Raw genomic sequence first — 9,435 nt, 5'->3', positions numbered from 1 at the left:
TGAATTTGAGCTGAAATCAAGCCGCGACTTTTGAAATTTCATATTCGCGCCCGATTGCAGTTTTTGTCCCCAGCGCTTCATTAAAATTTTACTTCGCAAAATTAGCGTTTGCGCGCGCTATCGGTAGACGCTCGTTTGCACGATAGGTGAAAATTTTGGCGCGCGAAACGGACGCCGCGAAATTTACGATTTAGGATAAAATTCTAAAACCTGTGGTAAGATTTCTCAGTTTCGTTCCCGCGCGGAATCTTGCTCCTACACATACGGCGCGCGGCTTGCACTCTGGTAAATTTGGCGCTTAAAGCGAGGCTTGTAGCGGCAAATGTATTTGGAACGTGAGTCGGCGAATCAGTACGGCAGGGGCGAGCGTAGGCGGGCAAGCGGGTTTCGTCCGAGGCGTAATCCGTTGCGGGCAGACGAGGTTGCCGACTAGTCGCAATTCGGCTAAGCGATCGCGGCGGAGCGGGACAATTTAAATTTTGGATATTTTATGAACGACGAATTTTATATGGATTTGGCGCTGCGGGCTGCGTGGCGCTATCAGGCTCTGACGCTACCCAACCCCGCCGTGGGCTGCGTGCTTCTGGATAGGGGCGGCAGGGTTCTTGGCATAGGCGCGCACAAAAAGGCGGGCTTTTTACACGCCGAGGCAAACGCCGTTTTCGCCGCGCTGTGCGATCTGGACGCAAATTTCGCGCAGGATTTCGCTCGCGAATACGCCCGCAAATTCGGCGTTAAATTTCAAAATACTGAGGCTCTAAAAAGCGCGCTCTTGCAGCCGAGCTTCACCCATGATTTTATCTTAAAGCGCCACGGCGGGCTTTTGCGCGGCGCTTGCGCCTACGTCACGCTCGAGCCCTGCGCGCACCGCGGCAGGACCCCGTCTTGTGCCGAGCTTTTGGCGGAGCTTGGACTATCGCGCGTGGTAATCGGTGCGCGCGATACGAACGCGCAGGCTGCGGGCGGCGCGGAAATTTTACGCCGCGGGGGCATAGAGGTGAAATTTGACGTTTGCCGTGCCGCGGCGGCGGAACTTGCGGAGCCATTTTATTTGGCACGCGAGAGCGGCTTTTGCTTCATCAAAATCAACGCCACGCTAAATGGCGCGGTGCATGGGCGGATCGGCAGCGAAAAGCAGCGCGCGTTCGTACACGAGCTGCGCGGCGTGTGCGACTACGTGGGCGTGGGCGGGCAGACCGTGCGCGTCGACAGGCCGATGCTGGACGTGCGTGCGGCTAAATTTGATGAAATTAGCGCTTTGGTGGGCAGTGCCGATATGCTGGCGTTAGACGCGCGCGTTGCGCCGCAAAATCTAAAGCCGCGCGCGCCCGATGTTTGGATATACTCGCACCGCGCGCTTTTGGATTTTGATGAAAGCATTCCACTTTTCGGCGTCGCAGGGCGCAAGGTAGAGGTCTCGCAGTCGCTGCCCGCGGACGCGAAAATCACGATGATAGAGGCGGGGGCGAGCTCGTTTGACGAGTTTGCGCAGTTTGCGAGCCACGCGCTTATTTTTTACAGCGCACAGATGAGGAACGCGGGAAATTTCAAAGCAAATGCCGCTCTACAGCCGCTTTTCATCTCCAGCGCAGGCGATCCGCACCTAGAAGCGAACGAATTCTACGGCTGGTTTAAAATTTTAAAATAAAAATCACAAAAGCTTCGCTATTATCGGTATAAGAATCAGCAGCGCTATTATTATTATAATGACCAATAGCGCCTTGTCTATGTTGTATTTTCTTGCCGTAGATTTTGTCGTTGGGCTGCAATTTTGCAAGAAAGCCCCGAGCCTGTATCTGCTGATATGAAATAACCAAGCGGTCCAAATCGGCCCGAGAGATAGACACATCGCTGCAAATGCAATTTCCGATTTATTTAATATCATTATGCCGATGATCATAAATAAAGATAGCAGACTAACGATAATTACGCCTATCGTCGCAAAGGCGATGAAAAATATAAAATTTAGCTTGCAATCGATGCCTAAAATGCGAAAGTCGATAATTTTATCAGCAATATAAAATGCTGAAATTATCGTTAGGATAGCTTTTACGATCTCGGCGCCCAAGGAAGCGTAAGGCAATAGCGATGCGCCAAAAACCGCATTCGATATGATGCTTACGTGAGATAAAGTAAAGCCGAGCGAGAACGAGAATATGCCCGTCAGTAAGATGCCTAAAAGCAATTTGTAGAAATATATTTTCATACGCAATCCTTAAAATTCTGCGAAATTATACGCAATAGCGGCTTAAAATTTTGATCGAAAATTTAGCGTAAGCTTTGGAATTTTTCACGTATGCCGCAAGCAACAACGCAAAGCGAGTATAAAAAACAGATATATGCCGCAAGCGGGACAAAAGCGACAAATCCCGAAGCATAAACTAGCGCTACTAATACATATGTCGCATTTGCCAGCGTAGGTATGCTATAAGTCCAAAGCTCGGGCTTTTCAAAAGGGGTATCGATAGCGTTAAAATACAAAGCTAAATTTACGATAAGCAGTAGAAAAAATATATAGTTCTTTTTCATAAAAGGAAAAGCGGCGCAAACTAAGACTACTATTAAATTTAATGCGATAAGAAAACCTATGTAATTAATATCTATAAAGGCGCAAAGTAAGCCCAAAATCGCGATTAATATATGTCGTTTCATATCTAATTGCCGTCCTTTTTAATTCCTGCAATTATAATGCGTAGGTTTAAATTTTGATGTAAAAGTATTCCGCGTTTAAAATTCCGTCGCGCTGCGCGAACGATATACGCCTATTAATTTAGCGCAGACGGACGAAATTTAAACGGGGCGCTTGGCTTTATCTGGATGCAAAAAAGATAAGACCCAACCAAGTTGCAGATATAATAAGCAGCAAGATAGGGAATAACTTTTTATCGATCTCACCGCTTCTTTTTCGGCTGATGATCTGTAAAAATTTACCGAGCTCGTAATCGCTTTTGCGAAATAAATATACCGTTGAGCAGATGCCCATGAATAATGCCGCGGCGGATAAAATTGCCATTAGTTTTTTATCTAAATCCATACCATATATCATAAAACCAAATGTCGCGATAAGAATGATGGCGGTAAGGGCTAAAATTCCTATCGTCGCAAATGCGATGAAAAATATAACATTGAGCTTGCGATCGATGCCTTTGACATAAAAATCGCTCAAACTGCTACTGATATAGAAGGAAAATAGCTCAAGAATTACCGTCGTAAAAGGCAGACGAATATCGCCCGGGAATAAAAAATACCCCTTCAAAAGGTCTATTATATTAACATTTAAAAGTTTTGAGAGGTGCAATGAAGCAACGTAAAATGAAATCAAAAAAACTGCCAAAAAGACATTGCCTAAAAGAAACTTGTAAATTAGGTATTTTATGTTTTTGCGCACCTTGGCTCCCTGGAATTTCGCGAGATTATACGTCAAATTTGCTTTTAACAGGCTCAAATCGGCAGGAAAATAATGAGTGAAATTTAGGTAAATTTTGAGAGTAGTTTAAATTTGCAGCTCGATTTACAGCTCAATTTGCGGCACGGAATTTTAAAATTTAGAGGCGCGAATCACGTCGGGTGTAGACGCAATTTTCACTGCTACTTTTATGCGAGCTTGCAATAAAGCATGAAGCAGGCTATGAGCGCGAGCAGTATCGTTACGATGACGCGGAGCTTAAAATCTACGTTAAAGCTCGCGCCTAGATTTTTCAAAAGCCCGCTTAGCATAAAACCAGAACGTTTAAATAGCGCGTATGTTAGGCACACAGACAATAAAAATGTGCCGCCGAAAAAGTAAAGCTCGTACCGTAAAAGCAATAATCCAAATATCAAGCACAAAGAGCCTATCACGATCATTGACGCAAAGCAGGCGCAAAATGTTATAAAAAACATAAAATCCAGCTTGCAATCTATGCCTAGAATTTTGTATCTAATTATCTTAAATGCGAAATATCCGCCGAATAAAAAAGCGGGCAAGAGCTTTTGCGCAAACGTAAGAAAGTAGGCAAAAATAGGCGAGCGTGGGGTGGAGGCAAAATCGATTTCGATCCCAAGCTCGTTTAAAATAGTAAAAAGCATAAACCCCGCAACGCCGAAGCTTGCATAAGAGATCAAAAGCGAGATGAAAATTATCCGTATGGGGCTTTTGTCTTGGTTCACGAGCCATCTCCTTTAGATTTCCCGGATTATATAAAATTCCTGCTTTCCTCGCTATAAAATTTAGATAAAATTTTGCTTACTCGCGGTATTTGAAACGTGTGGAATTCTGATTTTGCAGTTAAAATTTGGACTAGAATTTCGCGACGGAATTTGATAACAAGAATTCCGCAGCAGAATTCCGAAGTAAAAATTTTGTTGCAAGAATTCTACAAAAAAATCCCGCAATTAAAATTTTAAAATTAGAATTACGTGCTTAAAATTCCGTCGCGCCGTGCGGGTAATTCATGCCTATGAAATTTAGCGCAGACGGGCGAAATTTAAACGGGGGCGTTTGACTAAATTAAAACCATTCCGTGCGTCCGATAAATTTCGCTGCATTTGCTAGCCTGCCGTTTCCGTTAAATTTAAAATTTTACAAACGCGTATAGATGCCGTTTTGAATGATGCGGCGACCCGCTGCGTAAAATTCTACTATTTTGCGCGTGCGGCACCTGATTTTGAAATGGCGTCCGCGGGGCGAAATTTTAAAATTTCACCACGCGTAGGGATTTAAAATTTCATAACGAGCGCAAAATTTTAAAATTTGAAACCTCAAAATTCTAAAATTCCGAAATCTCGCGGCGCGGGCAAATTTTAAATTTAAAAACCGAGCCAAATTTTAAATTTCAAACCGAGCGGAATTTTAAATCTAAATTTTAATGACTATGCCCCAAATGCCCGCCCGCATCGTTTGATCTTACTTCGCAGATTAGCTCGTCAGCGCATTCGTTGTCGCTACTTTCAAGCTGCAGCGTCGTGTGCGTGATGCCCAGATGCTCCATTTCGTGCGATATTTCGCGCAAGATCTGCTCCGCTTCGCGTACGCTTAGCTCGCCGCTAACCACGATATGTGCCGTGAGCGCGTTTGCGCCGCTCGTGATGCTCCAGACGTGCAGGTCGTGCACCGAAAGCACGCCGTCCACGCCCCTGATCTGCGCGACGAGCCCGTCCAGGCTCACGCCCTTTGGCGAGCCCTCCATCAGGATGTTTAGGCTGTCTTTTAGCACGCCCCAGCCGCTTTTTACGATGAGCGTGGCCACGAGCACGCTAGCCGCCGCGTCCGCCCAGCCCCAGCCAAAGCACATCATCAGCAGTGCCGCCGTAATCGCGCCCACCGAGCCCAGGGCGTCGCCGAGTACGTGCGCATAGGCGCCGCGCATATTGACGTTTTCTCTCACGTCGCTGCCACGTAGCATGTAAAGCGCCACGACGATGTTTACGGCAAGACCCAGCGTGCTGATAGCGAGCATGCCCGCGGTGGCTACTTCGGGCGGGTTTTGCAGGCGCCGCGCTGCCTCGATGACGATCAAAACGGCGATCGCAACGAGAGCGAGAGCATTTATCGTCGCGGCTAAAATTTCGATCCGCCTGTAGCCGAAGGTCTTTTGCATATTACCTTTGCGTTCGCCGAATTTAAATGCAAACAGCGAAAGCCCGAGCGCCGCGGCGTCTGATAGCATGTGTCCGGCGTCTGAGAGCAGGGCGAGCGAGTTCGTCGCGAAACCGCCCGCAACCTCGATCAGCATAAAAGCGGATATTATAAGGAAGGAATTTCTCAAAACGACCTTGTTTGACGTGTGCGAATGCTCTTTGTGACTATGCTTACCAAGTTCGTAATTGTGTCCTATATGGTTTCTATAATTATGAGTTTTTAACATTATTTTTCCTTAATTTTGATTCATTTACGTAGTGAGTGCTTGAAAAGGACATATTTTTGGTGTATTCATTGTAAAACAAACAATAAATAACTCTGTAGGCTTTTTCTGGATTTGGAGGGCTTTCTAGTGCGCTTGGCTGGCGCAGGGAGGCGTATTGTAGCAGTAATGTCCTTATATATAACGGAACATTTTCTTTTAAGTATGTTTTTTTACCGTGTTTCATTTTGATTAAATATCTTTTTTGCCAAGATTATATATGAATGTTTGTTTAACTGTCAAGAGTAATTTTGATAAAATTTATATTGAAATGTAGAAAATCTTGTTATGAATAATAAATATGCTAGAATTGTATAATTTTTAAATTTATAATGAAGGATTTGCTATGTCAACATGGATTGAAAAAACCTACCCAAGCAAAAGAATAGAAAGCGAATTTACAAAGCTTTTATTGAGCCCTACAGTAGATGCAGGAGGGCGTAGTGTATACAAAAATATGCTACAAGTGAAACCATTAGATATTATTTTTCACATAGATCAAGACAAAAATGAACTTATTGGATATTCTATGGCTATTTCTTGTGCTAAAAAGATTGAAATAGATGGCTATGATTATTACGAGGTTGTTTTAGATAATTTTATAGCTTTCGATAAGCATATCTCTATTGATAAAGTCCTTTCTGAGCCTAGCAATCAAGAAGCACTTTGCAAAATAAAAGAGTCGAAACAAGAAACATTTATGCAAAAAAGAAATGGTAAATTTATGATTAAGCAGGGAGGGTACCTGACAAGATGTAGTGATGAACTTAAATCTATTTTAGTGGGTCGGGAAATTATAGAGCTTCTTGGGGCGGAAATTGATATAGAGTACAACAAAAGATATAGTGAAGGAGCAGAAAAAATAGTTATTCACAAAAAAAGAGAAAGAAATATCAAATTAATCCAAGATGCTAAGTCTAAATTTAAACAAGAGAATAATGGAAGACTTTTCTGTGAATGTTGTGGGTTTGATTTTTTTGAAACTTATGGATTTTTGGGTGAAGATTTTATAGAAGGCCATCATAAGGTTCCTATTAGTACTTTATTGTCAGAACATAATTCTACGGTAGAAGATATAATTTTACTTTGCTCTAATTGTCATAGAATAGTCCACAGAGAGCCTAATATTGATATATCTAAAGTAAAACAAGTAATTGTACATAAAAGAAATAATTAAAACTATTCAAGGTTATATTTTTAGTATTAATATATTTTTGAATCTTTAACTTGCTATAAACTCCTCTATCAGCCTCGGCACGTCATCAAGGGCGATTGCAAACGCCTTAAATGCGCTATTTTGCATAAAATTCCTTTGTTTAAAATCGCGCGGATTTTAAAATTCGCGTCAAATTTTTTGCTGTAATTCTTGACATTACAACAAAATTTTACTATACTTCGCTCATCAGTTGTAAGTTATAATATTACAACAAAAATCTAAGGAGAAAAAGATGTCAAACTACAAGGTCGTTTCAACGAAAAATGAGCCGAGAGTCGAACTGAAAGACGCTCTAAATTTAAGCGGCTGTGAGCTTTCTATCAACGAACTTCCAGCAAACGCGAGCGTGCCGTTCGTGCATTCGCACAAGCAAAATGAGGAGCTTTATTTGGTGCTAAAAGGCGGCGGCACGCTTTTCATCGACGGCGAGGAAAAGGCGGTGGGCGAGGACGATGCGATCCGTATCGATCCGGCAGGCAAAAGATGTTTCAAAGCGGGCGCGCAAGGGATGAAATTTATCTGTATCCAGACTAAACGCGGCAGCCTGGAGCAGTACACTAACGGCGACGGCGTGATAAACGACGATGTAAAGCCGAGCTGGCTGTAAATTTCGCAAGACGGGCGCGGAAAAATGCGGGTGTAAATTTTAAACTGCGCGGTGCGGCATACGGCGCCAAATGTGCGAGCGCATTAACCGCAGCGGATGTGCGATCAAACAAATCAAATTTAAAGGAAAAACAATGAAAATAGCAATCATAGGTGCAAACGGCAAAACAGGCGTAAATTTAGTAAAAGAGGCTCTAAAACAAGGCTACGACGTCACGGCGATCGTGCGAAACAAAGAGTATAAGAATAGCGATGTAAAGGTCGTCTACAAAGATATTTTTGAGCTAGCAAGGCCCGATCTAGCGGGCTTTGACGCGGTTATCAGCGCATTTGGCGCCTTTACTGACGCGACCTTTCCTCTATACAAAAAGGTAGCAGTTCATCTTGCAAATTTGCTAAGCGGTAGCGGCACGAGGCTGATCATCGTAGGCGGCGCCGGTACGCTGCTTGTGGACGACAAAGGCACTATGGCTATGGATACGCCGGGCTTCCCGCCTGAATATATGGGCGTGGCAAGGGCGGCTGCGGAGTCGTTTTTTGAGCTAAAAACCAAATCTGACGTGCTTTGGACCTACGTCTCGCCTGCGGGAGACTACGACGCAGATGGCGCTCGCACCGGCAAATACGTGCTCGGTAACGATCACGTCATACTAAACTCGCAAAACGAGAGCTACATCAGCTACGCCGATCTTGCGATCGCGATCATTGACGAGCTAAAAAATAGAAATTTTGTGCAAAAACGCTTTACCGCAGTCGGCGAGAGGGCGTGAGTTTAAAATTTTGCGTAATTTAGCTAAAATAATGCCGCACGAAACCAACGTGCGGTTTTAAATTTAAATCAAGGCCGGTTATGCAAGTAGGTATCAAATTTTCACTCGCGGTTCACATCATGCTTTGCGTTGCGTATTTTCGCGAGGAGAAGGTCACGGGCGATTTCGTCGCCGCAAGCTCGGGGATAAACCCCGCCATCGCGCGCAAGCTGATCTCGCAGCTGAAAAACGCAGCCTTGGTGTTCACGACCGCGGGCGTGGGCGGCATCACGCCGGCTCGCGACGCGCGGCTCATCACGCTTTTAGACATTTACGAGGCGGTGAGCGAGGAGGACGCGATGTTTCGCCTGCACAAAGGCTCGCCTAGCGCCTGCCCTGTGGGCGGTAAGATCGAGGCGGTACTCGCGCCGCGATTTGCTCGCATTCAGAATGATTTTGAAAAATCCCTATCCGGCGTGAGCTTGGCGGATCTTTTGAACGATCTAGAATAAAGCTAATTAAAATTCTAAACACGCATTTATCTTCTAAATTTGCTCGAATTTCAAGGCTTGCGGGCTAAATTTATATAAAAGTTTACCCGCCCGCCATGTAAAATTTCGATTTAATTTGATTTGAGATATAATCCTCCTAATTAATTCTAAGGGGAAATTTTGAAATATTTAAAAGCTATATTGCAATTCATCGCAGTTTTTGCTTGCCTTATTTTGTATCTATTCATAAGCGGAAGAGTAGGACTTCATAAATCTCAATCTCACTACACTATTACGATAGGCTCTGATGCTACTAAAGAAGCGGGGCTTGATAAGTATGTAAGCGAAGCGGAGATGCAAAGTTTTGCATTTAGACATTGGGATATAGATTATAATTCAAACCCGAAAAACATATTCAAAGAACCCGCCATTGACGTAGAGCTAAAAAGGCTTTTAAAAAGCAAGCAAACTGATAAAATTTTAAAATTTAT

At 43.9% G+C, this 9,435-nt stretch carries 10 protein-coding genes and 1 pseudogene; 6 read left to right on the top strand and 5 right to left on the bottom strand.

Features of this window, described 5'->3' with window-relative positions:
• Positions 1-490: 490 nt before the first annotated feature.
• Positions 491-1,648: a bifunctional diaminohydroxyphosphoribosylaminopyrimidine deaminase/5-amino-6-(5-phosphoribosylamino)uracil reductase RibD gene (gene ribD, locus Q0393_RS08600; RefSeq protein ID WP_298979491.1), complete on the top strand. Its 1,158-nt coding sequence runs from the start codon at positions 491-493 to the stop codon at positions 1,646-1,648.
• Positions 1,649-1,651: 3 nt separating this feature from the next.
• Here the strand turns inward: ribD and Q0393_RS08595 are convergent, their stop codons facing one another.
• The 5 genes from Q0393_RS08595 to Q0393_RS08575 form a co-directional block, all read right to left on the bottom strand.
• Positions 1,652-2,206 carry a hypothetical protein gene (locus Q0393_RS08595; RefSeq protein WP_298979489.1) on the bottom strand — a complete coding sequence of 185 codons (555 nt, stop codon included), beginning with the start codon at positions 2,204-2,206 and terminating at the stop codon, positions 1,652-1,654.
• A gap of 62 nt (positions 2,207-2,268) precedes the next feature.
• On the bottom strand, positions 2,269-2,652 hold the full coding sequence (locus Q0393_RS08590) for a transporter (protein ID WP_298979487.1): 384 nt from the start codon (positions 2,650-2,652) through the stop codon (positions 2,269-2,271).
• A 157-nt stretch (positions 2,653-2,809) separates the two neighbouring features.
• Positions 2,810-3,166 carry a hypothetical protein gene (locus tag Q0393_RS08585; protein ID WP_298979485.1) on the bottom strand — a complete coding sequence of 119 codons (357 nt, stop codon included), beginning with the start codon at positions 3,164-3,166 and terminating at the stop codon, positions 2,810-2,812.
• Between the two features lie 428 nt (positions 3,167-3,594).
• Positions 3,595-4,149: a hypothetical protein gene (locus Q0393_RS08580; RefSeq protein ID WP_298979484.1), complete on the bottom strand. Its 555-nt coding sequence runs from the start codon at positions 4,147-4,149 to the stop codon at positions 3,595-3,597.
• Between the two features lie 695 nt (positions 4,150-4,844).
• Positions 4,845-5,846: a cation diffusion facilitator family transporter gene (locus Q0393_RS08575; RefSeq protein ID WP_298979483.1), complete on the bottom strand. Its 1,002-nt coding sequence runs from the start codon at positions 5,844-5,846 to the stop codon at positions 4,845-4,847.
• Positions 5,847-6,228: 382 nt separating this feature from the next.
• Here Q0393_RS08575 and Q0393_RS08570 point away from each other — a divergent pair, with 382 nt between their 5' ends.
• The 5 genes and pseudogenes from Q0393_RS08570 to Q0393_RS08550 all read left to right on the top strand — a co-directional run.
• Positions 6,229-7,059: an HNH endonuclease gene (locus Q0393_RS08570; RefSeq protein ID WP_298979481.1), complete on the top strand. Its 831-nt coding sequence runs from the start codon at positions 6,229-6,231 to the stop codon at positions 7,057-7,059.
• Positions 7,060-7,330: 271 nt separating this feature from the next.
• Positions 7,331-7,705 (top strand): cupin domain-containing protein, encoded by a 375-nt coding sequence (locus Q0393_RS08565; protein ID WP_298979479.1) that lies wholly within the window; start codon positions 7,331-7,333, stop codon positions 7,703-7,705.
• 133 nt (positions 7,706-7,838) lie between these two features.
• Complete coding sequence (locus Q0393_RS08560) at positions 7,839-8,474, top strand: NAD(P)-dependent oxidoreductase (protein ID WP_298979478.1); 636 nt, start codon at positions 7,839-7,841, stop codon at positions 8,472-8,474.
• An 80-nt stretch (positions 8,475-8,554) separates the two neighbouring features.
• Positions 8,555-8,965 carry an Rrf2 family transcriptional regulator gene (locus Q0393_RS08555; protein ID WP_298979476.1) on the top strand — a complete coding sequence of 137 codons (411 nt, stop codon included), beginning with the start codon at positions 8,555-8,557 and terminating at the stop codon, positions 8,963-8,965.
• A gap of 159 nt (positions 8,966-9,124) precedes the next feature.
• Positions 9,125-9,435, top strand: a pseudogene (locus tag Q0393_RS08550) (hypothetical protein); the annotation flags it as partial.

Source organism: uncultured Campylobacter sp. (assembly GCF_938015785.1).
Taxonomy (GTDB): domain Bacteria; phylum Campylobacterota; class Campylobacteria; order Campylobacterales; family Campylobacteraceae; genus Campylobacter_B.
The sequence above is the reverse complement of the archived record's forward strand: the minus strand, read 5'-3'. Positions and strand labels throughout refer to the sequence as shown.